The sequence below is a fragment of the Corynebacterium jamesii genome (assembly GCF_046097395.1).
Taxonomy (GTDB): Bacteria; Actinomycetota; Actinomycetes; order Mycobacteriales; family Mycobacteriaceae; genus Corynebacterium.
Genome location: NZ_CP175789.1, coordinates 386,740 through 407,947, shown reverse-complemented (window position 1 = coordinate 407,947; position 21,208 = coordinate 386,740). Strand labels below are relative to the sequence as shown.

The window sequence follows — 21,208 nt, the reverse complement described above, 5'->3', positions numbered from 1 at the left end:
GTACCATCCTACAGCGACGAAAATGGAGATTGATTTTTGCAGCACCATGTCGAGCTTACGAATCTCAGCCCCTCCCTCACCGCCGCGAACCCCGTCACATGCCACCCCAACAACCTATCCACCTCCTGTTCCACTGCCGCAGCATTCTGAATCAGCCAGTGTAGATAGTTCCGCCGAAGCTCCGAGTGCCACAACTCCAGTTCGCCGCCAGCAAGCCCAGCTGGGTCATACGGGAACGTCAACAGGACTTCTGGGGACTGCACCCGGTATTCCTTGAGCACTTCACGCCCCTCCATCGCTGAGCGCTCATTATTCATGGCCCACAGGAACAGATCCTCGATGATGCCGCCGCAAAAAGGAGCCAGCTCTCGATCCTCGACCTCGGCTGTCACCCGCGCTACGATTCGCTGAGCTTGACCAGATTCATACAGTCCCGTCCAGCCGCCGAGCATGTCCCACTCGTTATGCAAAGCGCGATTCAGGTCAGTGATAAGTACCTTGGCTCCTGGGTGGTGTTGCTCCATCACATCAAGCTCCACGTGAGGGAGGTAAGGCCAGTATCGTCGAGCCGTGAGCAGATCAATCATCGCCACGATGTTGGGCGGGAACTCTGATTGTGGGATTGCGGCTTTGGTCTCGGCCCCGATGATCCAGAACCCATCGGAAGTAAATAAGGGTGCGGACATACAAGCTCCTGCGTCGTAGGGACAGGAACGAGTATGCTGGATGGGAGCAGGATCAGCGAACCCCCGCTCCGTCGAGTTGGCGGGATGGGGTCTGTGTCAACGGCTGAGATTAGAAGGTCAGACCAGGAATGTTGAGGTTCTGAGCCATAAACCCCCAAGTTCGGAGTCGGCCCCTCCAACTATCCTATTCGACATGATGCAAACCCACGCCAATTATTCTCGCCCCTTCCCTGACCATTGGTTTCCAACACTAGCGAGGCTGTGTCGAGAAACAGCTCAGAATATGCAGACGATAGGCCAGGCCAACCTCAGTCTCACAGCGGAAGAAAAGCAAGACATCAACGAGTATTTCCAAGCCGAGGATTACAACGTCGCTCTCATCGCCGAAGAGATAACCGGAGGGTCTGCAGACCTCGTTGGCGGGTGGCTCTACACGATCAACAACCTTCTCGATGGTCCTTTCGTCAGCCCCGTGACCATCGCCCCCATTACTCGTGCAGCAATCGAGACCAGTGCGCAGATCGCATACCTCAACGCGTTTGAACCGATCGAGCGATGCTTCTGGGCCATGCGAGCGGTCACAGACAAAATTGATTATGAAAAGGAGCGTGACCTCGTTCCAGGTGTATTCCCCCGACTCAAAGAAGCAACAATGGTCCACACGGACCGGCACCGTGGGACGAAATTTAATTTCCCTGGCAATACCGCGCTAGTACGTGAAACGTTTAAAGTCTTGGGCGGCTACCGGATGTACAAGGAGACAAGCGCATATACGCACCAGCATGCTTGGACCGCCTACAAGCACAGCAATTACGTCATGCAAAACCCTTTGCCGTTAGAGCTCCGAACGATTCGCTTCGTCATAGACGCGTTAGCAGCAGCTGACTACGCTGCACGCTCCTTCGTCAACTATCGAGATACGACAAAGACTGCTTCTGCGTACTCTAACCTCGACATATTGCTAGGCATACGCAAAGCAGTCCATGACGAGTTCGTAGCTTGGATGACCGAGAACAACGTCGCTCCCGCCCCCTAAACCACCCGCAGCCCCTCGCCACGTCCGTCTCCATGAAACAGCCCCCGCACCGCCACAAGATCGTTATCCCCTAAATCTGGGCGGAACGGCTCGTAGCGCTTCAACGACTTAATCCCCGCCGCGTGACAGATAAACGCATCGGGCACATATCGGTTCATCAAGTCCACGATCCATGTCGCTTGGAGCCGGCGAATATCAGGCCGCATTCCTGACTCAACCTTGTTGCGTGCGGTCCTGCCTGTCACATCATCAGCCTCTCGACTCGTCACATTGGGGCGCAGGACGTACTCATCCAGATCCGCCTTGTCCAGGTCGAGTAGGTGGACCCAGCGAACCGTGACGGGGATCGTGGGGTCGGGCAAGTGGATGAGCAGGCCCCGCCCGTCAACCTCGGCACTTGGCCACTTCAGCCCACTCATCTGCCTGCTCGTCAGCCCTGCACCTAGGCCAAGCCCCACAATCTTGCGCCGCCCACGGCTGATGAACTCGTCCGTGTCCACACACCAGTCGAGCACGTCGGTGATCTCAGCGGGGGTGTACGGCGGCTGTGGGGTCGTGCGGACGTGCTTCTTGTGAATCATCTGCCCCATCCGCCTCGAGTTTAGCGCTTCGCCGAGCCTGCACAGCGTGGTCTTGTACACGCCCCACGAATGAACGGAAAGATCGTCTAGCTCATCGCGGATCATCATCTCGATCATCTCAGCGTAAAGCACGACCTCGACGTCTTGCTTATAGCCGTCCCTGTTGCACATCACATCAACCAGCCGCGCTAGGACGGGCAAGTAGCGGTTGTAGGCAATCTCAGGGTGGAGGTCGCGGTATTGCTGCCCTAGGTTCACTGTGAAGTCGCGAATCGTTTCCCAGCGCTCATGGCAGATGGTGAACGGTTGGTAGGTTTCGAGGGCCACGTTCGCCAACCCTTTCTCTCGACAGATTCGAGGCCGTAGGGATGACCTACCGGACTACCGGGTCCAGGATCCCCTAGGCAATCACGACGGGGGTAGCTGTGGTCTCACGTACCGGCCACACACTCGTCTCAACGAATTGCTCAATCGCCATGATCTTATCGACTCTGGGGATCGACTCGCCGCGAACGAAGCGGGTAATCATCGCGTGCGAGACCTGCGAACTCTCCGCCACATAGCGAACAGAGCCTTGTTTACCAGCCTCCATGTACACATCCTTCGCCAACAAGGGCAGGTGGCGATGAACCTCGTTGCGCGCATCTGCAGGATCGGTGTTAGGCCAGTCCACGAGGCGCTTCTAAGCGGGCATACGGCCTCTTTTGTTCGGCAACAGCAGCTGTGACTGATCGTAGGTGCGAGAAGCACCAGGGCGACTGGTTCACCGGTTTGATTTACATCAATACCTATTCCGGCGCTGTTAAGCTAATTCAAGCCCCATAACTCAAGGAGTATCTGTGTCCTCTGATTCCATGACCCTACGCCGGTCTCAAGCCGAGAAGTTCGCCGAAAGGTGGAAAGAGCGAGGGCAGGAAAAGTCCGATTCACAGTCATTCTGGACTGACCTACTTCGCAGTGTGTTCCACCACGACAACCCCGAGACCGCAGCTCTCTTTGAACAAGGCACTGAGTACGGCGGCTGGATTGACGCAGTGATCCCCTCTGCACGAACGTTTGTGGAAATGAAGAGCCGAGGGAAATCTCTCGACGCAAAGCAAAACCACCGAGGCTCAGAGGTCACCCCGTTTGAGCAGGCATACACATATGTCTCTGAGGTTCCAGGGCACAAGCGGCCCCGCTACATCATCACGTCCAATTTTGAAGTCATGCGTATCTATGATCTGGACGAACCACGCGCGGCTGAGAATTACCAGGAGTTCAAAGTCGATGACCTAGCCGATAATCTCTCGGCTCTCATGTTCCTGGACGCTGATACCGCCGAGCTCACACGCTACGAGACTCAAGTCTCATGGACAGCCGGCGAGACGATTGCCAAGCTGTACTCACTACTCCGCAAGCAATACTCAAACCCTGACTCCCCTGAGTCACAGCATGAGCTCAATGTCTTGCTGGTGCGTCTGGTGTTCTGTTTGTTTGCAGAAGATGCCCTGGTGTTCCACAAGAATTCCTTCTACTCGTTCCTCAAAGACAAGTCACCCGCTGATGCCCGCTTTGGCCTCATGCGTCTATTCAAAACCTTGGACACCCCCGTTGCAGAACGCGACGAGTACGACACTGAGCTTTCTGGTTTCCCGTATGTCAACGGCGGCTTGTTCCGCGAGGAGGTCATTATCCCGCAACTGACGGAGGAAATCCTTGAGGTCCTCATCGTGGACTCCTCGGGTCAAACAGATTGGTCGAAAATTAGCCCCACAATCTTCGGAGGTGTCTTCGAGTCAACTTTGAACCCGGATACACGCAAGTCCGGCGGCATGCACTACACAAGCCCCGAGAATATTCACCGCGTCATTGACCCGCTCTTCTTCGATGTTTTAGAGCAGGAGCTTGAGGACATCGTGAACATGCAGGGTCAGTACGCCGGCAAAGGAGCACGAGCCCAGAAAAATGCATTCGAGCGCTTCCAAGACAAGCTCGCGTCTCTGACGTTTTTCGATCCGGCCTGTGGTTCAGGCAACTTCCTTACCGAGACCTATCTGTGTCTCCGCCGCCTTGAAAACATTGTGTTGACGCATCTCTATCACAACCAGTATGTCATCGGCTTCGAGGACGTTAACGCGTCTCCGGTCAAGGTCAGCCTCCGTCAGTTCCACGGAATCGAGATCAACGATTTCGCCGTGGCGGTTGCACAGACCGCGTTGTGGATTGCCGAGCTACAAACCAATCAAGAGACCTCGATCATCGTCAAGCGAAACATTGATGATCTTCCGCTGAGAGACTCCGCTGACATTCACCTAGGCAGTGCTCTTGAGATTCCGTGGGAGTCTGTCATCCCTGCAGAAGATTGCAGCTATATCATCGGCAATCCGCCGTTCATTATTGGAGACTCGCTCACCAGTGCACAAAAGAAAGAACGCACCCGGATTTTCGGCAAAAATGGCAGCAAACTCGATTACGTGGCGTGTTGGTTCCTGCTAGCCGCTCAATACACCAAGGGGACTAAGTGTGAAGTCGCTTTCGTGTCTACGAGCTCCATCTGCCAAGGTCAACAAGCACCTGCATTGTGGCAACCAATGTACAACTCAGGCATCAAAATCAACTTCGCTCACCGCGCTTTTACCTGGGCAAATGAAACACGAAATGTAGCATCGGTGCACGTAGTTATCATCGGCTTTGCGCATAAGCAACGCACCGAGCGAGTCTTGTACATTCACGACCGAAACGACGAAGAGACAGAAATCAAGACCGTATCGAATATCAATCCTTATCTGCTTGACGCGCCCGATGTATTCATTCAGGCCACAAGAAAGTCCCCTAAGGATATGCCGCGCATGTCGAAAGGCTTCCAACCTACGGACAATGGAAACCTCCTAATTAATGCTGGGACTTATGGCGCGGAGCTAGCTCGTGACCCCGGACTTGAACCTTTCATCCGTAGATTTACGCAGGCTAAGCAATTCATTAATGGCACCCGCGCGTACATCATCTGGGTTCATGACAATGATCTTCCAGATGTCGCAGCGCATCGCTTCTTGCGTGAGCGTATTGAAAAGAATGAAGAATGGCGCAGCAAACAAAGTGAGTCGGGAGATGCATTTAAGCTCAAGGACTCGGCGCACCGTCCACGTGAAGCAAGTGCGTTTGTGGATAGCTCCGACTACATCCTCATCCCACGTCATACGTCACATTTAAGGAGATACATTCCGATCGATCTAATTAAGAACTCCAGCATGATCCCCGGAGACGCGGTCAGCTTCATCCCCTCTGACGATCGATATGTTTTGGGACTACTTATATCGCGGATGTGCACCTTGTGGTTGGACATTGCGGGCGGACGTATTCGTCAGGATTACAGGTTTGGTTCAGACACGGTGTACAACACGATGCCGCTGCCCGTCGCAGACAAGACGACCCGAGACGAGATCGCATCTCTAGCGCAGCGAGTTCTTGATGAGCGAGCCAAGTTGGCTCAGCGTGGAAAGACACTCGAAGCTATGTACAAGCCTGGTGACTCGCGCTACTATCCCGATCTCTTCGAGGCACACACCACGCTAGATAAGGCAGTCGCCACCGCATACGGAACGTCCAATGACCTTGATGATTCTGAGTTGCAGTTGTTCCTATTCAACAAGTATCTCGAAGCTCACCCGATCAAAGTCACTGGTCGCAAGAAGAAGTAACTCTTAATGCCCACCACCCCTATCCCCAACTTCGTAGCCCAGCTGCTCTACCACCCCGACTTGTCCCCTGACTCACAGGACAACCTCGTGCTTACCTGTCTCGTGACGTGGGCTGTGGAGGAGCAAGGCTACGAGTTGGAGACGGAGTACGTACTCGACTGGGACATCATCAACGCCTACGCAGATTCCCTCATCTCCGCCTACGCGCCGGGAACCGCGCAACGCCGCCGCTCTAGACTGCGAACCATGACCCGCATCGTCAATCCCAGCTACGTCGAACCGCACGCACTCGACCCTGTCGAACCTGACTCCACCCCGCAGCTTTACACACCAGCAGAGATCGAGCAGATCGAGGTATGGATGAACTACGCGGCGAATGCTGCGACCAACGTAATGAACAAGCAGCTGGTGGTCTTTCTGTGTCTCGGTGCGAGTCTGAGGGCCAAGGAAGCTTCTTACCTGACGTGGGAACAGGTCTATGTCGATGAGACAGGTGTAATGCTGCTCGATGTGACAGGTCGCGACCTGCCGGTGCGCCAACGCTACGACACGCCGTTGGTCCACGGCAAAGATCAGTTCCGCCCCGAGCAGTATGTCCTAGCCCCCGACAGCGCCAAGGCAGACCGAAGCAACGTCGCGTCCAACATCTCATCGATGTACCACTCGAAAGGTCTAGCCCCGAAACCCGCCCGCCTGCGCGTCACGTGGATTCAGCACTTCATGAACGCCGACATTGCTGACGAACTCATCTGTCTTGCGGCTGACACCTCCACACTGCGCCGTTACGAACATTTTCGTCCCGAACGCGACTACTCAGCTGAGACGATCCGCGCATGGTTCCACGGCTCTCACGGAGGACTCCACAGTGTCTAAGTGGCCGGCATGGTTTGAACGAGGCGAGGTCCGCAAGCCTAAGACAGTTTTCTGACAAGGCGTGGGATTCCGTCCGCGACCGAGTCTTACAGGCTGTGTTAGCGGTCCACGAGCAGGAGCCCTCCAAGATCGGTGAGCCGTACGTGTTCATCAATACCGTGACCAAAGTAGTTCCCGCTGCTGACCAAGATGAGCCGTTGGACTCTATCTTTGCCGACACCCGCATGGCAGAACTCGTTGGGCAGGTGGGTCTGCGTGCCGCCGAACGGCGAACCGTTGTAGCCGTGCACCATGTCCTCGACCCCTATGCCCACCAAGTTACTCCGAGCATTACCAGGTCTCCAGCCGAGAAGCCCTACACCGAGAAATAGATTCAAGCAGTCCTCGACCGGGCTAACTACAAGCAGAAAGCCCCGTTGCCGCGCTACAAGGCTATCGTCGTGGCGTTGGGCTTCGGGGCGGGCCTGCGCGGCACTGAGATGGACGAGCTGACCTGGACGCAGCTCTCAGTTGACGAGCTCGGCTGTGTGATCCATTTACCAGACCGAGATGTCCCCATCCTGCGCCGCTTTGACCAAGCTCTCATTGACCTACGTCCAGAGACCGAGGCGGAGCTTGACGAGAATGTCCTTTATCCCGCTCGCAAGAAACGGTCAAGTGTTGCGTCGAGCGTGATTGCTCGTGGAGCCGATGAGGGACTGACTCCAACCTTGGCACGTTTGCGGATCACCTGGATCAATCTGCATGTTGAGGACGGAGTCCCGCTCAAGCTGATACAGGCAGTTGCAGGAATGTCGGATAACCGCACCTTTGAACGGCTCATCGGCGGAGTGACAACCACAGCGGATATATGGTCGGTGCGCGGACTCTTCCACGAGAACAGCAGCTCATCAAAGCTATCAGCTGTGGAGAGTCTCGAACCTGTTGCCGTCCAACCCACAGAGCTCGCTGTTCCCACTGAGCCGCAGCCCGCCGTGACCTCAGCGCACTTCACAGCTGGTATCGAACCTGACTTTACCTACGAGTACCCAGATGAAGCTCTTAGTACCGACGACCACGAACACATTGTTCAGACGTACCTCGAAACGACTTGGAAACACCCGCGTGTCCGTGACGCAGCAACCCCAGACATCTTCAGGACCGACACCGCCTACCCCATGCTGTGCGAGGACTGCTCAGGGTGGGGACGCAACGGGGCGGTAAACGCGTGGGATCCTGAGACCGGCTGGGTTGTGGAACTACGTGCCTGCCCAACCTGCAAAGGTCGCGGCTGGGTTCCCGAAAACTCTCACGACGCTCGGGAGCGGGCACGTGCGGGTAACTGTGTCGTGGAGCATTGGGGCGGCGATCCAATTGAGGTCGAACACTACACATAGTCTGCTGTTACAACCGGACAAACAAATTTTAGTCCGGCAGTCTCCGGTGTTTCCCGAGACTCAGGAGGTCACACCGTTGAAATTGTCCAACTTCGACACCGAGCACAAGGTACTCACACGAGGGATGTGGTGCCAGACAGATGACTGCGAGCACCTACCAGTCATCATCCAGCCGCTCACCAATGAGCCCGACACGGCGTGGGTGTACTGCCCCGGAACTATCAAGACTCACGAGTGGCTGCGCCTGGTCAGCCACTGGTCCATCGAGGTTAAGCCGATGCACGCCTCAGCTATGAGCGTCGGGGGCACGAGACACACATGTTCCCGCTAAACCGCAGCCTCATCCTCGATAACCTCACCAAATTTAATCCGAGGGGCCGACTCGACCTACAAGGCTACTGGTGCAGGACAGTAGCAGGAGACATGATTCTGGTCGAGGTTGAGCCGAACGGAAAAGACCATTGTGCCCTGATGTTCTGCCCCGACTACTTCGGCGCACCGCGTGAGTTCGTATTGCCGTTCAAGGCTGTAGCGCCGAACTGGCGGCTGGTCGCGGCATGGCAACCAAACGGCTCCCCTATGTCGGCACACATCACGTTCTAGCTGTGATCAGCGGCAACAGCTCCGACCGGACAAAGCGGCGATGGACCCTGTAATCTCCGGTTTCCACTTCAACACCAGGAGGTCACATGTTCTTTCTCCGTCCACTTTCTATCCCGACCGGCGGCTGGATTCAGGTTGTCGACACGCCTATGATCATCCACCGCTACGTCAGCAACAAGGTAATCCTATTCATCCCGTCGCACACGCACCACGTCCGCTGAGCCGACCGTGACAGGGAGTACGGCTTTGACCCCAGCTGCAAGCCGGCATGGAACATGGAGCACGAACCTAGCCACCGCGTCACGTCAGCATTTACCCCGTCGCATACTCTCGACACGATCCCACCAGGGGAAGGGGACGCGCTGATCGGCATCTGGGTCGAGACGATGGACCGTGAGATCATGATTCTCACCGGCTAATCAGGGAACCGTGCGGGCTACGCAAAGTGCATCGACCCGGCTAAGGAAATCACGATCTCGCCACTGACGGAACTGTTCCCCGCTTTGACTGTGAGCGTGCGTGGACTGAGGAAGGCATGCCACTGCGATACGTCTCTGGGCCGGCAGGACGCTAGGTACGACGAAGCACCCAATCCGATGATTCGGGGTGGGTGCTCTTGTTTCCTCAGCGTTGTCGTAACACCAAAACGACACCTGCGAGAGTGATTAAGGTCCACAATATAAACGGGATCAGGTCATGCTTGAAAGTTTCAGCGGAAATCGGCAAAGTGAACATCAACTGAGCTAGGCCCGCAGCGGCGAAAATGAGACCGAAAACTTCTACCGCTTGCTTTCCTCGGGCTTCGTATTGAGAAGTTGCGAATTCAATACGAGCTCGTGCGAGTTCCAGCGCACCATTAGCTCGGGCTATCTCATCCTCGAGTTCACTCGTCCGAATGATGTCTTCAACAATCACCGTGGCATCATGGGGAGAATTGGCCCCTAATCTCGTACCAACCCTTGACTCGATCTGAGAAAAGTCGTGAAAGTTCGTCAAAATCTGGATGCCTTTGGGTGACGTAGCACGAACAGGTGGCGTGTCCGCTGCCCGACGATTCATTGTAAAAGCAGTCAACCATGTTGATTGCACTCGGAACTCGCAAAGCGTAACCAAGTCCTGCAGTTCAGTGCTAACTTCAGATGAAACAACCACGCTAGACCAAGAAGAATAAAACTTGCCTCGATGTTCCTGACAGATAATCTCCTGAGGCTGTTCAACTTCAATCTTTCGAATCAATTTTGACACATTGTGAGCGGTGGGCTTTCGCTGATCCACCTGACTCACACTGCAGCCCACGATCCGAGGGCTCAATAACGCTGAAAGAATTGAATCATCAAATACACCTACAAGTGAAAACGCCGAGAGCGAATATGTAAATACTGAGTTGGAACCCGAAAAAGAGACCTTGAACTTTGATATTTTTCGTAAACTCTCTCTCAGCCCGTGAATCAGGGTCGTGCCTGGTTCAAGGGAATTCGGTACTTCTCCATCTGAAATTTGAGACTGGAAATCAATTCTGTCCACAAGTGCTTCAGCCGCCGCAACACTTGCATCAGAATCGCCGTAATCGAATCCTATTCGGAACACACCGAAGCCTGACTCTGCAATATAGCAGAGGGTATCTGCTCGAGAGAAAATCCCGACACAATTGGGGACGACGGATTTTAGATCAGTCTCATCAAAATTCTCCGAAACTTCATTCCAGCCTAATTGAGCCGCCTCGTTTCTAACATCCTCAATAAGTTTTTCGTTGCGAAGCGGTATACCGATTTCAAACGGGACAAACTCAAAACGGGTGAGGGACATCAAGATCACTCAATTACGTAGTCCCAGCCGATATACCTTTTTAGAAGTTTACGTGCAGCTTCTTCCGCGTCCGGCCCACCGTTGGTCGCACAGCCCCTAATGTCAATTGTCACGGTTATTCCGTTGTCAAATAGCAAAGCAGAGTTGACGAGAACACAAACATCCGTGTCAATCCCCATCACGACAACTTCGTCAATCTCACGATCCGCAATAACGTCAAGTAGAGCCTGCCCAGCCGTGTAGGTCGGCTTATCAATGATTACATCTGCACGCTGTTCAACTTCAGGATCCAACGCGATTTCATGGGCGGTAACTAACTTTTCCCAATGAATCTGTTTGCGGAACGGCGAACCTTCAGGATTATAAAACCTCGTAGCTACAACCAAGTCAAATTCACCGCTCTGCAATGAATCATAGATAAATGGTAGACATTTCGAAGTGTAGTCAGAAATAAATCCATTCTGAACGTCAACGACTAAGAGACATTTGTTTGACAAAATTCATACTCCGTTTCTGCAATGAGACTATCTGCTGACAATGTTACCGTACCTCCACCGTCATATGAGACACGCAATAGAACTAAGGATAACGGAACTATCCTTCGAGAATTTGCCCCCGCCGCGATGGCTGACGGAGTGATCTAAACATCCGCAACGCGAAGCTAATGTCCTGCCATTTCATATGAGGGGGCAGGGCATCAACTTTTCATTTCAATAGCCGATTTCTCCAAACAGGAGTGCGAACTAAGCCGTGCTTCCACGAAACACCCCGCGTTCGACTGTTCTCTTGAAGCTCTCGCGCCCCTTACAACCCGCTTCTCAAATTTTCTGTCGGGACGCTCGTAGGGACTCCTGTATGACGGTTCATCTGAAGCGTCCTGGGTTTAGTTCCGCTTCTTTTACTACCCCGTACCGACGGGCTCGGTGAGATAATACTCGATGTCTACTTCACGCGGGGTGGCGTAGTCCAATGCTTCGTGAAGGCGCTTGGTGTTCCACCAATGCACCCACCGCAAGGTGGCCGGGGATGCGGACGGAATCTTGGAGGATTCCATCATGAACCGCTCATACACCAAGGAGCAGCGACGCAGAGCTCTGCAGGTTTACAAGCGCACTCAATCGGTGACCAAGACCGTCCGTGAACTTGGTTATCCAGGGCGATGGACGCTGTACAAATGGTTGCGTGAACCCGCCAAACCTGGTCGACCCCGCAAACAGTCAAAAACATTGACCCGCTACCCGTTTGAGGTCAAGCTTCGTGCTGTTGAGCTCTTCAACGCTGGTTGGAGGCCAGCTGACATCGCTGTGGAATGCGAGCTGCGCTCAAAGATGAGTGTCTATTCTTGGGCACAACGCCACCGTGAAGAGGGAAAATGGGGTTTGATGTCGAAAAGAGAACGCAAAGAGCACACTCGCATGCCCACCCGAGCAGCATTCGAGAAATCATTAGCCGATGATCCTGCAGAACTGAAAAAGCAAATGGCTCAACTGCTCGTTGACAAGGCTGTTTTGGAAAAGGAGCTGGAACTTGTAAAAAAAGACGTCAGCGTCATCCCGGGTCAGCTCAGCAATAAGCACAAGGCTGAAGTGGTTGACGCGTTACGCGGCGAGCTTCCGTTATCTATGCTGCTTGCTGCTATTGATCTTGCGGCATCAAGCTTCTACTACCAACTCCAACAGCGATTTGCTCCGGATAAGCACGCGCATACCCGCGAAATGCTTCATGAGATTAGTTCTGAGTCGAATAACACCTACGGCTATCGCCGACTTTGGTGGGAACTGCGCCATCGCGGGATCGTTATCAGTGAGAAGGTCGTCCGCCGTCTCATGCACGAAGAGGGAATTCGTCCCTGGTTCCCGAAACGAAAGTGGCGTTACTCCAGCTATCAAGGGGAAATTTCTCCCGCACCACCTAACCTGGTGAACCGCAATTTTCATGCTGAGCATCCAAATCGGTTGTGGCTGACTGACATCAGTGTTTTCGCTACTAACCAAGGTCGCATGTACCTGTCTGCCATCATCGACTGTTTTGACGGGAAGGTCGTGGCAGCAAAAACAAGTATTCATCCCACCATGGAGTTAGCAGAAGAAACTTTGTACGCAGCAATCGCAACCGAAAAGCCGGCAATGGATGGCTCCTTGGTGATTCACTCAGACCGCGGAGCACATTATCGAGGCAGCAGCTGGCGAAGTATGACCGAGAAGTTCGGAATACTTCGCTCGATGTCGAAGAAAGGTTGTAGCCCCGACAATGCAGCATGCGAGGGGTTCTTCGGCCGAATGAAAAACGAAATGTACTACGGCAGAACCTGGCAGAACCCCCAAGAGCTCAAAGAAGCAATCGCGACATACATTGAGTTCTACAACGATTACCGAATCAAGATCAGCCTCGATGGTTTGAGCATTGCCGAATACCGAAAAGTCAATGTAGCGTGAGATTGAAACTGTCTAAAAAACGTCCGCATCCCCTTTTGTCCTTTAACCCCAATTTTACCGCCCACCGACCCACAAAAAGAAAAAGCACGACCCGAAAGCCGTGCTGAAAAAATTTTGTACCCCGTACGGGATTTGAACCCGTGTTACCGGCGTGAGAGGCCGGCGTCCTAGGCCGCTAGACGAACGGGGCGCGTGCGCCGCAGGTCGGCGCGCGTGCTTTTTGTAAGCAGCAGAGAGAACTCTACACAACGCAGCGCCAATCCACCTAATCCCTGCTCGTACCTGCTAGTTTGTGGTTGATGCACTCTTCAACCACGCCTTCGAACTCCCCTGCCCACGTGCTCGGCGATGCCCCACGCGCGATTGCGCAGGGCGCAGAGGATACTGGGGGCACGAGTGGCGTCATTAAGAAGGTGCGGGACAACAAGCACACCCCACGGCGCATCGTCGGACCCGATGGTGGCGCGGGCACCATGGCGCTCAGTCGCGACGAGTACCGCACACGGGTAACGCGCAAGAACTGGCTGGTCGCGCCTCGTGCCTGGCCGCTCATCCTCAAGCGCATGTACTACGAGTACTTCTTCCGCGCGATGATGGATCGGGGCGCCGTATTGAGCTTCTTTACCCTGCTCACTGCTATTCCAACCCTCACTGCGTTCTACTCCATCACCACCCTGGTGCTGGACCAAAACCGCAGTCAGGTCACCGACATCACGGATGAATTCATCGAGGAGAACATCCCCGAGACTTTTGCCGACAATGCGCGCACCATCGTGGACGTAATCATCGGCTCCACCCAACAATCCGTCGTCACGCTGACGGTGAGTGTGATCATCGCACTGTTTTCGTCCTCTGCCTACATACGCGCGTTCTCCCGCAGCGCCAACGGCCTGTACGGGCGGCTGGAAGGTCGCAGCATCGTGCGCACGTGGCTGGTCATGTGGGGGCTGACGTTCCTACTAGTCGTGGGGCTCGTGCTCGTCGCTGTGGCCTTTTTCTTCCGCGGTGACCTATTGACGCCCCTTTTCGACCGCTTTGCCGAACCCCTACACCTCAAGTGGTTGGAACGCTTCATTATCCAGGACTTCCTGCCGGTGTGGGGTTATCTGCGGTGGCCGGTGATTGCGGTGCTGTCGACCTTCCTGATCGCCGCGCTGTATCACGTGGCACCGAACGTTTCCTACGGGCGGTTTCGGTGGCTGACAGTCGGCTCGATATTTGCCTTCGCCGGAATAATCCTGGTGGCGCTGGCGGTGAAGCTGTACCTGAACAACTTCCTGCACTTCGGTATGTATGGCGCGCTCGGTGGTCTGATTGTCGGTTTTGTGGGACTGGTAGCAGCCAACACCCTGCTGCTGATGGGGTTGAAGCTGGATGCGGAGATCACGCGCGCCCGTGAGCTGCAAGCTGGGCTAGATTCCAGCGAGATTATCCAGGCTCCCCCAACATCGGACGAATCGGTGGATGGATTCAACCGGCTGCAGGACTCGCTTCGGCAAGATGCGCGGAGGTTCCTGGAGCACTAACCCCCACCCCTCGCCCGACCAGCGAGTTCCCAACCGGCACCATAGAATCAGTACCTATGAGCCACGAACTAAACTCCACTGCCATTGGCGGCCACGTCCGCGCTGCCGCAGGTACACCGCCCCAGCAAGCATCCACCCGCAAGTTCTGGACGGGACTCTCCCGCAGCATCCAGGAGCGCATCGCCGACGATTGGGAGCGTACCCGCTCTGCCTATGCCGCAACCCGCCAGCAGCACTACTTCTCCGCCGAGTTCCTGATGGGGCGCGCGCTGTTAAATAACCTCACCAACTTAGGCCTGGTGGAGGAGGCTCAGGCCGCCGCCCGCGAACTGGGCCACGAGCTGACCGATGTGCTGGAGGTCGAAAACGATGCCGCCCTGGGCAATGGTGGCCTAGGCCGCCTGGCCGCCTGCTTCCTGGATTCCGCCGTCACTCAGGACTACCCCGTCACCGGCTACGGCATCCTCTACCGCTACGGACTATTCCGTCAGTCCTTCGACAACGGTTTCCAGGTGGAGCGCCCGGATCCATGGCGTGAGGAGGAGTATCCGTTCACCATCCGCCGCGCCTCCGACCAGCTGGTCGTGCACTTCGATGATATGAAGGTCCGCGCGATTCCCTATGACATGCCCATCACCGGCTACGGCACTCGCAACGTCGGCACCCTGCGCTTGTGGAAGTCTGAGCCGTGGGAGGAGTTCGACTACGACGCTTTCAACTCCCAGCGTTTCACCGACGCCATTATCGAGCGCGAACGCGTCAGCGATATCTGCCGTGTGCTTTACCCGAACGACACGACGTACGAGGGTAAGAAGCTGCGCGTGCGCCAGCAGTACTTCTTCACCTCTGCCTCCCTGCAGGCGATGATTCGCAGTCACCTGGCTCAGCACGATGACCTGAAGAACTTCGCAGAGTTCCACTCCGTGCAGCTCAACGACACTCACCCGGTACTGGCCATTCCGGAGCTCATGCGTCTGCTGATGGACGAGCACGGCATGGGCTGGGAGGAATCCTGGGAGATCGTTTCCAACACCTTCGCATACACCAACCACACCGTCCTTACCGAGGCTCTGGAGCAGTGGGATCAGCAGATCTTCCAACAGTTGTTCTGGCGTGTCTGGGAGATCATCGCCGAGATCGATCGTCGCTTCCGCATCGAGCGCTCGGCGGAGGGAATGGATAGCGTCACCATCCAAAGAATGGCTCCCATCCAACACGGTGTAGTGCACATGGCGTGGATCGCCTGCTACGCCGCGTATTCCATCAACGGCGTGGCCGCACTCCACACGGAGATCATCAAGCGCGAAACCCTCGGCGATTGGTTTGCGCTGTGGCCTGAGAAGTTCAACAACAAGACCAATGGTGTAACACCGCGTCGCTGGCTGCGGATGATTAACCCGCGCCTGTCTGCGCTGCTTACCCGCCTATCGGGTAGTGACGCCTGGGTCACCGACCTCGACAAGCTCAAGGAACTGCGCAGCTACTCCTCCGACCCGGCGGTCATGCAGGAGCTCCGCGAGATCAAGGCTGCCAACAAGCACGACTTCGCCGAGTGGATCGCCGAGCGCCAGGGCGTGGTCGTCGACCCGAACTCCATCTTCGATGTACAGATCAAGCGCCTGCACGAATACAAGCGCCAGCTCCTCAACGCGCTGTACGTGCTGGATCTGTACTTCCGCATCAAGGAGGATCACCAGCGCGACCTGCCGCCGCGCACGGTGATCTTCGGTGCAAAGGCCGCGCCGGGTTACACGCGGGCGAAGGCGATCATCAAGCTCATCAACGCGATCGCGGATCTTGTAAACAACGACCCGGTGGTCTCCCCGCTGCTGAAGGTCGTGTTCGTCGAGAACTACAATGTCTCCCCCGCCGAGCACATCCTGCCGGCCTCCGATGTTTCGGAGCAGATTTCTACGGCGGGTAAGGAGGCCTCCGGCACCTCCAATATGAAGTTCATGATGAACGGTGCGCTGACGCTGGGCACCATGGACGGCGCGAACGTGGAGATTGTGGACTCCGTCGGTGAAGAAAACGCCTACATTTTCGGCGCTCGCGAAGAGGAGCTGCCGTCCCTGCGCGCCGAATACAAGCCCTATGAGCTCTACGAGTCCGTGCCGGGGCTGAAGCGCACCCTCGATGCGCTGGATAACGGCACCCTGCACGATGACTACACGGGATGGTTCTACGATCTGAAGCAGTCTCTGATCCACGGCTTTGGCGAGGACGCATCCGATACCTATTACGTGCTGGGCGACTTCGCAGACTACCGCGATGTCCGCGACCGCATGGCCGCTGACTACGCTGCGAACCCGCAGGGTTGGGCACAGAAGGCATGGGTGAATATCTGCGAATCGGGACGGTTCTCCTCTGACCGGACGATCCGCGACTACGCCACTGAGGTCTGGAAGCTGCAGCCAACGCCGATCGATGGCGAATAATCATCCGCCGGCACCGGCGCAGGTCGGGGCGTCAAAAGGCGGTGTTAAGGAGGGGCGTTAAGAAAGCGTAAAGAGTCATAAGCATGGGGTGGCAACGGTGTTGTTATATTCCCATGCTTTTTGACTTTGTAATGGTTGCAGTAACCTGCGCGCTGTTCGGCGCAATGGGTGCCGCCTTGAAGGCGGTGGATAAGCTATGAGCTGGGAACTGATCGTCGGTGGGGTCCTGGGGATCCTTGCCATCACCTACCTTTTGGTTGCCCTGTTGAACCCGGAGAAGTTCTCATGAGTGGCAGCATCACAGGGTGGATCCCTGTCATCACGGTCATTATTGCCCTCGCAGCGTTCTATGTGCCGCTGGGTAACTACATGGCCACCACGTTCACTGCTAAGAAGCACAATGGCTTCGAGCGTGGCTTCTACCGACTCATCGGTGTAAACCCCGACGGCCAGCAGAAGTGGACTCGCTACTGTGCAAGCCTGCTGGCTTTCTCCGCTATCAGCGTCGTGTTCGTCTACCTGTTGCAGCGCGTGCAGCAGTGGCTTCCCCTGAACCACGGTAAGGAACCCGTGCACTGGGACCAGGCGTGGAACACCGCTGTTTCCTTCACGACTAACACCAACTGGCAGTCTTACTCCGGTGAGGAAGCCATGACCATCCTCACCCAGATGGCTGGCTTGGCTGTACAGAACTTCGTTTCCGCCGCGGTGGGCATTACCGTGGCCATCGCACTGATTCGTGGCCTGGCAAACCGCATGGGCAACGGCCAGATCGGCAACTTCTGGGTGGATCTGACCCGTGCTGTGTTCCGCATCCTGCTGCCGATGGCAATCATCGGTGCGATCCTGCTGATCTCCCAGGGTGCGATCCAAAACTTCCACGCCCCGACCACCGTCGAGACGATTACGGGTGGCCAGCAGACCATCCCGGGCGGTGCAGTGGCATCGCAGGAGGTCATTAAGGAGCTGGGCACCAACGGTGGTGGCTACTTCAACGCCAACTCCGCCCACCCGTTCGAGAACCCGAATGCATGGACCAACATGCTGGAGATCTTCCTCATCCTGGTGATCCCGGTCAGCCTGACCCGCACCTTCGGCAAGATGGTGGGCGATACCCGCCAGGGCTGGGCCGTTCTGGCAGCCATGGCTGTGCTGTACTTCTCCTCCCTGGCAGTAGTTATGTCCAGCGAGACCTCCCTGGCCGCATTCCAGGGTGGCGGTATGGAGGGTAAGGAGTACCGCCTGGGCGTGCTGCCTTCCTCCTTCTTCGCGGTCACCACCACGATGACGTCCACAGGCGCTGTGGACTCCTTCCACTCGAGTTACCACCCACTCGCGGGCGGCATGCTGATCCTGGACATGATGCTGGGCGAGATCTCCCCCGGCGGCGTGGGCACCGGCCTCTACGGCATGCTCATGATCGCCCTGCTCAGCGTGTTCGTCGCCGGCCTGATGGTTGGCCGTACCCCGGAGTATCTGGGCAAGCGCATCGGCGTTTCCGAGATCACCAAGGTGAGCCTGTACATCCTGGTTATGCCAACGTTGGTGCTGGCAGGCGTAGGTATTTCCGCCATGCTGCCGGACACCCGCGAATCGGTTTCTGCCGATGGACCGCACGGCTTCAGCGACATTGTGTATGCCTACACATCAGCCTCCAACAACAACGGTTCCGCATTCGCCGGCTTCGGTGCAGATACCCCGTGGTTCAACATCACCCTGGGTCTGTGCATGTTGCTGGGACGCTTCCTGCCGATCGTGATGGCTCTGGCCTTGGCAGGAGACTTCGCTAAGCAAAAGCCGGCTGCTGAAAACGCCGGTACCCTACCCACCCACCGCCCGCAGTTCGTGGGAGTGATGGTCGGCATCGCCATCATCGTTGGTGCCCTGACCTTCCTGCCCACCCTGGTTCTCGGCCCGTTGACGGAGGCCCTGTCATGACAACCCTCAATGCCCCTTCCCGCTCCACCGCGAAGCGTGCCTCGGCTCCAGCCAAGCACAACAAGAAGAACGAAGGTGCGTTCTCCGCAGCCCAGCTAAAGCAGGCCCTGCCGCTGGCGCTGAAGAAGATGGACCCGCGCCTGCTGTACAAGACACCAGTGATGTTCCTGGTGGAAGTCGGCGCGCTATTCACCCTCATTTTGGCGATCGCGCACCCCTCACTGTTTACCTGGTCAATCACAGTGTGGCTGTGGCTGACCGTGTTGTTCGCCACTCTCGCCGAAGCCGTTGCTGAAGGCCGCGGTAAGGCACAGGCAGACGCCCTTCGTTCCACTCGCACCCAATCCAATGCACTCAAATTCGGCGGCTCCGACGTCAACGATCCCCATCTGGCTCGCGCACTGGAGGACTCCGGCGCAGGCATTAAGGACGTCAGCGAGGAAGTCTCCAGCGAATCCCTCTTGCCGGGCGATATTGTTCTGGTGAGCGCAGGTAACGTGATCCCTGCCGACGGCGACGTCATCATGGGCGCCGCCAGCGTCGACGAGTCCGCTGTTACCGGCGAATCCGCACCCGTTATCCGCGAATCCGGCGGTGACCGCTCCGCCGTGACCGGTGGTACCCGCGTACTCTCCGATGCCATCGCTATCCGGGTCACCAGCAAGCCGGGCGAGTCCTTTATGGATCGCATGATCGGCCTCGTCGAAGGCGCAGAGCGCAAGAAGACTCCGAACGAACTGGCTCTGGGCACCCTGCTGATCGTGCTGACCATCATCTTCATGATCGTGGTTCTGGCGCTTGCTCCTATGGCTGCTTTCAACGGCGCAGAACAGTCCCCTGTGGTGCTGGTTGCCCTGCTTGTCTGCCTCATCCCCACCACCATCGGTGCGCTGCTATCCGCTATCGGCATCGCAGGTATGGACCGCCTGGTGCAGCACAATGTGCTGGCCATGTCCGGCCGAGCCGTCGAGGCAGCCGGTGACGTTGCCACCCTGCTGTTGGATAAGACCGGCACCATCACCATCGGTGACCGCCAAGCCAGCGAGTTCGTGGCCATGGAAGGCATCGACCAGAAAGAGCTCGTCTACGCCTGCCAGCTGTCGTCGCTGGCGGACGAAACTCCGGAAGGCCGCTCCATCGTGCAGCTCGCCGAGCAGCAGTCTGGATTCGTCATTCCCGAGGAAACCTTCCGCGAGGCCGAGTTCATCCCCTTCACCGCTCAGACCCGCATGAGTGGCATTCAGCTACCCGCTGGCGCTGGGGAGCACACAGAATGGTCCGCCCGCAGCAATGCCACGAGCCGCAAGATCGTTAAGGGTGCTGCGTCCGAGGTTGCCAAGCTCGTCACCAACCTGGGCGGTGACGTCCCGCCTTCCATCACCGACGTCGTCAACGACATCTCCAACAGTGGTGGCACCGCGCTCGTTGTCGCTGAAATCGCCCTAAACTCCCAGGGCGAGGATCTCACCGGCCGAGTTTTGGGCGTCATTCACCTGAAAGACGTAGTAAAGCCCGGCATGACCGAGCGCTTCGAGCAGCTACGCAAGATGGGCATTCGCACTGTCATGGTCACCGGCGATAATGCACTGACCGCGAAGGCCATCGCTGCCGAGGCCGGTGTGGACGACGTGCTGGCGGAAGCCACCCCGGAGCAGAAACTAGAGCTGATCCGCAAGGAACAAGCTAAAGGTCGCCTAGTAGCTATGACCGGCGACGGCACTAACGACGCTCCTGCCCTGGCCCAAGCCGACGTGGGCGTGGCCATGAACACCGGCACCACCGCCGCCAAGGAGGCCGGCAACATGGTGGATCTGGATTCTGACCCGACGAAACTGATCGACGTGGTGGCCATCGGCAAGCAGCTGCTGATTACCCGTGGTGCGCTGACCACCTTCAGTATCGCCAACGATATTGCGAAATACTTCGCCATCATCCCGGCGATGTTTGTGGTTGCCTTCCCTGGCCTGTCCGCGCTGAACATCATGCGTCTGCACTCCCCCGAGTCCGCGATCCTGTCCGCCGTGATCTTCAACGCGCTGGTGATTATCGCGCTGATCCCGCTGGCCTTGAAGGGCGTGAAGTATCGCGCGGGTTCCGCAGCCTCCCTGCTCTCGCGAAACCTGACCATCTTCGGCCTCGGTGGTGTGATCGTGCCGTTCATCGGCATCAAGATCATCGACCTGATTATCTCCGGAGTCTTCGGACTCTAACCCTGCGGGTCTGCTTTTGC

The 21,208-nt window shown here is 56.5% G+C and carries 21 protein-coding genes and 1 tRNA gene; 15 read left to right on the top strand and 7 right to left on the bottom strand.

Annotated features, from left to right (window positions below; translation table 11 throughout):
• Positions 1-8: 8 nt before the first annotated feature.
• The gene (locus ACKFRT_RS01860) at positions 9-686 is read right to left on the bottom strand and encodes a hypothetical protein (protein WP_408925543.1); all 678 of its coding nucleotides are present in this window, start codon (positions 684-686) and stop codon (positions 9-11) included.
• Between the two features lie 193 nt (positions 687-879).
• Between ACKFRT_RS01860 and ACKFRT_RS01855 the strand changes: the two genes are divergently transcribed.
• Positions 880-1,722 carry a hypothetical protein gene (locus tag ACKFRT_RS01855; RefSeq protein ID WP_408925542.1) on the top strand — a complete coding sequence of 281 codons (843 nt, stop codon included), beginning with the start codon at positions 880-882 and terminating at the stop codon, positions 1,720-1,722.
• Here the strand turns inward: ACKFRT_RS01855 and ACKFRT_RS01850 are convergent.
• Both ACKFRT_RS01850 and ACKFRT_RS01845 read right to left on the bottom strand, forming a co-directional pair.
• Positions 1,719-2,630 carry a hypothetical protein gene (locus ACKFRT_RS01850; protein ID WP_408925541.1) on the bottom strand — a complete coding sequence of 304 codons (912 nt, stop codon included), beginning with the start codon at positions 2,628-2,630 and terminating at the stop codon, positions 1,719-1,721. The genes ACKFRT_RS01855 and ACKFRT_RS01850 overlap by 4 nt on opposite strands.
• A gap of 73 nt (positions 2,631-2,703) precedes the next feature.
• Positions 2,704-2,976, bottom strand: coding sequence for a helix-turn-helix domain-containing protein (locus ACKFRT_RS01845; RefSeq protein ID WP_408925540.1), 273 nt, complete (start codon positions 2,974-2,976; stop codon positions 2,704-2,706).
• Between the two features lie 166 nt (positions 2,977-3,142).
• Between ACKFRT_RS01845 and ACKFRT_RS01840 the strand changes: the two genes are divergently transcribed.
• The 8 genes from ACKFRT_RS01840 (at position 3,143) to ACKFRT_RS01805 (ending at position 9,254) form a co-directional block, all read left to right on the top strand.
• The gene (locus ACKFRT_RS01840) at positions 3,143-5,983 is read left to right on the top strand and encodes a DNA methyltransferase (protein ID WP_408925539.1); all 2,841 of its coding nucleotides are present in this window, start codon (positions 3,143-3,145) and stop codon (positions 5,981-5,983) included.
• Positions 5,984-5,989: 6 nt separating this feature from the next.
• A complete protein-coding gene (locus ACKFRT_RS01835) occupies positions 5,990-6,856 on the top strand; it encodes a hypothetical protein (protein ID WP_408925538.1) in 867 nt (288 codons plus the stop codon).
• A 95-nt stretch (positions 6,857-6,951) separates the two neighbouring features.
• Positions 6,952-7,227, top strand: coding sequence for a hypothetical protein (locus ACKFRT_RS01830; RefSeq protein WP_408925537.1), 276 nt, complete (start codon positions 6,952-6,954; stop codon positions 7,225-7,227).
• A gap of 69 nt (positions 7,228-7,296) precedes the next feature.
• Positions 7,297-8,232 (top strand): hypothetical protein, encoded by a 936-nt coding sequence (locus ACKFRT_RS01825; protein ID WP_408925536.1) that lies wholly within the window; start codon positions 7,297-7,299, stop codon positions 8,230-8,232.
• A gap of 76 nt (positions 8,233-8,308) precedes the next feature.
• Positions 8,309-8,563 carry a hypothetical protein gene (locus tag ACKFRT_RS01820; protein ID WP_408925535.1) on the top strand — a complete coding sequence of 85 codons (255 nt, stop codon included), beginning with the start codon at positions 8,309-8,311 and terminating at the stop codon, positions 8,561-8,563.
• Positions 8,564-8,655: 92 nt separating this feature from the next.
• A complete protein-coding gene (locus ACKFRT_RS01815) occupies positions 8,656-8,835 on the top strand; it encodes a hypothetical protein (protein ID WP_408925534.1) in 180 nt (59 codons plus the stop codon).
• An 86-nt stretch (positions 8,836-8,921) separates the two neighbouring features.
• The gene (locus ACKFRT_RS01810) at positions 8,922-9,056 is read left to right on the top strand and encodes a hypothetical protein (RefSeq protein WP_408925533.1); all 135 of its coding nucleotides are present in this window, start codon (positions 8,922-8,924) and stop codon (positions 9,054-9,056) included.
• A 54-nt stretch (positions 9,057-9,110) separates the two neighbouring features.
• Positions 9,111-9,254 carry a hypothetical protein gene (locus ACKFRT_RS01805; RefSeq protein WP_408925532.1) on the top strand — a complete coding sequence of 48 codons (144 nt, stop codon included), beginning with the start codon at positions 9,111-9,113 and terminating at the stop codon, positions 9,252-9,254.
• Between the two features lie 205 nt (positions 9,255-9,459).
• Here ACKFRT_RS01805 and ACKFRT_RS01800 read toward each other — a convergent pair whose 3' ends face one another.
• The 3 genes from ACKFRT_RS01800 to ACKFRT_RS01790 form a co-directional block, all read right to left on the bottom strand.
• Positions 9,460-10,641 carry a hypothetical protein gene (locus ACKFRT_RS01800; RefSeq protein WP_408925531.1) on the bottom strand — a complete coding sequence of 394 codons (1,182 nt, stop codon included), beginning with the start codon at positions 10,639-10,641 and terminating at the stop codon, positions 9,460-9,462.
• A 5-nt stretch (positions 10,642-10,646) separates the two neighbouring features.
• Positions 10,647-11,138: an isochorismatase family protein gene (locus ACKFRT_RS01795; RefSeq protein ID WP_408925530.1), complete on the bottom strand. Its 492-nt coding sequence runs from the start codon at positions 11,136-11,138 to the stop codon at positions 10,647-10,649.
• A gap of 404 nt (positions 11,139-11,542) precedes the next feature.
• Positions 11,543-11,713, bottom strand: coding sequence for an integrase core domain-containing protein (locus ACKFRT_RS01790; RefSeq protein ID WP_408925529.1), 171 nt, complete (start codon positions 11,711-11,713; stop codon positions 11,543-11,545).
• Between ACKFRT_RS01790 and ACKFRT_RS01785 the strand changes: the two genes are divergently transcribed.
• The gene (locus ACKFRT_RS01785) at positions 11,697-13,076 is read left to right on the top strand and encodes an IS3 family transposase (protein ID WP_408925528.1); all 1,380 of its coding nucleotides are present in this window, start codon (positions 11,697-11,699) and stop codon (positions 13,074-13,076) included. The two genes, ACKFRT_RS01790 and ACKFRT_RS01785, sit on opposite strands and share 17 nt — an antisense overlap.
• Positions 13,077-13,193: 117 nt before the next feature.
• On the opposite strand, the gene ACKFRT_RS01780 is transcribed toward ACKFRT_RS01785, so the two are convergent.
• Positions 13,194-13,266, bottom strand: a tRNA-Glu gene (locus ACKFRT_RS01780).
• Positions 13,267-13,375: 109 nt separating this feature from the next.
• On the opposite strand from ACKFRT_RS01780, the gene ACKFRT_RS01775 reads away from it, so the two are divergent.
• The 5 genes from ACKFRT_RS01775 to kdpB all read left to right on the top strand — a co-directional run bounded on the left by ACKFRT_RS01775 (position 13,376) and on the right by kdpB (position 21,188).
• Complete coding sequence (locus tag ACKFRT_RS01775; RefSeq protein WP_408925527.1) at positions 13,376-14,602, top strand: YihY/virulence factor BrkB family protein; 1,227 nt, start codon at positions 13,376-13,378, stop codon at positions 14,600-14,602.
• A gap of 56 nt (positions 14,603-14,658) precedes the next feature.
• Positions 14,659-17,040 (top strand): maltodextrin phosphorylase MalP, encoded by a 2,382-nt coding sequence (gene malP / locus ACKFRT_RS01770; RefSeq protein ID WP_408925526.1) that lies wholly within the window; start codon positions 14,659-14,661, stop codon positions 17,038-17,040.
• 196 nt (positions 17,041-17,236) lie between these two features.
• On the top strand, positions 17,237-17,329 hold the full coding sequence (gene kdpF / locus ACKFRT_RS01765; RefSeq protein WP_408925525.1) for a K(+)-transporting ATPase subunit F: 93 nt from the start codon (positions 17,237-17,239) through the stop codon (positions 17,327-17,329).
• Entirely contained in the window at positions 17,326-18,978 is a 1,653-nt protein-coding gene (gene kdpA / locus ACKFRT_RS01760) for a potassium-transporting ATPase subunit KdpA (protein ID WP_239202503.1), read from the top strand. Before kdpF ends, kdpA begins: the two co-directional genes overlap by 4 nt.
• Complete coding sequence (gene kdpB, locus ACKFRT_RS01755) at positions 18,975-21,188, top strand: potassium-transporting ATPase subunit KdpB (protein ID WP_408925524.1); 2,214 nt, start codon at positions 18,975-18,977, stop codon at positions 21,186-21,188. Before kdpA ends, kdpB begins: the two co-directional genes overlap by 4 nt.
• The last annotated feature ends 20 nt before the right edge of the window (positions 21,189-21,208 follow it).

Coding starts and splice junctions, on each gene's coding strand:
- kdpB (WP_408925524.1), top strand. CDS start 18,975: ATGACAACCCTCAATGCCCCTTCCCGCTCCACCGCGAAGCGTGCCTCG.
- ACKFRT_RS01815 (WP_408925534.1), top strand. CDS start 8,656: ATGATTCTGGTCGAGGTTGAGCCGAACGGAAAAGACCATTGTGCCCTG.
- ACKFRT_RS01775 (WP_408925527.1), top strand. CDS start 13,376: ATGCACTCTTCAACCACGCCTTCGAACTCCCCTGCCCACGTGCTCGGC.
- ACKFRT_RS01860 (WP_408925543.1), bottom strand. CDS start 686: ATGTCCGCACCCTTATTTACTTCCGATGGGTTCTGGATCATCGGGGCC.
- kdpF (WP_408925525.1), top strand. CDS start 17,237: ATGAGCTGGGAACTGATCGTCGGTGGGGTCCTGGGGATCCTTGCCATC.
- ACKFRT_RS01800 (WP_408925531.1), bottom strand. CDS start 10,641: ATGTCCCTCACCCGTTTTGAGTTTGTCCCGTTTGAAATCGGTATACCG.
- ACKFRT_RS01855 (WP_408925542.1), top strand. CDS start 880: ATGATGCAAACCCACGCCAATTATTCTCGCCCCTTCCCTGACCATTGG.
- ACKFRT_RS01810 (WP_408925533.1), top strand. CDS start 8,922: ATGTTCTTTCTCCGTCCACTTTCTATCCCGACCGGCGGCTGGATTCAG.
- kdpA (WP_239202503.1), top strand. CDS start 17,326: ATGAGTGGCAGCATCACAGGGTGGATCCCTGTCATCACGGTCATTATT.
- malP (WP_408925526.1), top strand. CDS start 14,659: ATGAGCCACGAACTAAACTCCACTGCCATTGGCGGCCACGTCCGCGCT.
- ACKFRT_RS01785 (WP_408925528.1), top strand. CDS start 11,697: ATGAACCGCTCATACACCAAGGAGCAGCGACGCAGAGCTCTGCAGGTT.
- ACKFRT_RS01805 (WP_408925532.1), top strand. CDS start 9,111: ATGGAGCACGAACCTAGCCACCGCGTCACGTCAGCATTTACCCCGTCG.
- ACKFRT_RS01835 (WP_408925538.1), top strand. CDS start 5,990: ATGCCCACCACCCCTATCCCCAACTTCGTAGCCCAGCTGCTCTACCAC.